This is a genomic window from Sinorhizobium sp. P24N7 (assembly GCF_042436655.1).
GTDB classification, from domain to species: Bacteria; Pseudomonadota; Alphaproteobacteria; order Rhizobiales; family Rhizobiaceae; genus Sinorhizobium; species Sinorhizobium meliloti_A.
In genome coordinates, this window is record NZ_JBHMIW010000124.1 from 1 (window position 1) to 459 (window position 459).

Annotated in this window: 1 pseudogene; it reads right to left on the minus strand. The window is 61.9% G+C overall.

Annotated elements, in window-relative coordinates:
- Positions 1-459: pseudogene (locus ACFHWW_RS34255) on the minus strand (ISNCY family transposase); the annotation flags it as partial.

Consider the following 459-nt stretch of genomic DNA (forward strand, 5'->3'; position numbering starts at 1 on the left):
TGCCCCATTGCTGCAGGTAGGCCTTCGTCGCGTGCAGATAGTCGAAGGTGTTCTCCGATCCGGCGAAGCGTAAGTGCAACAGCTTGCCGGTGGCATCGTCGATATAGACGAGCAGGGCGCATTTGGGGCCGCGGTTCTCGAACCACCAATGAAGCGAGCCGTCGATCTGAACGAGTTCGCCGAAACAATCGCGCCGGCCGCGCGGCTGGAAAACCCGCTTCTTGCGCTCGCGTCGCGACACCCAGATGCCGACTTCCATCATCCACTGACGCAGCGTCTCCTTGCTGACGGCAATCCGGTGGCGTTCCAGCAGCTTCTCGGCGGCCAACGTTGGTCCAAAATCCCCGTAATGCTCACGCACCAGATCGAGCACCAGGTTGCGGAAATCCTCGCTATGACGCCGGTTGCTCGGACGGCCGCGCTTCTTCGACACGAGACCGTCGGCGCCGTCCAGGTCAT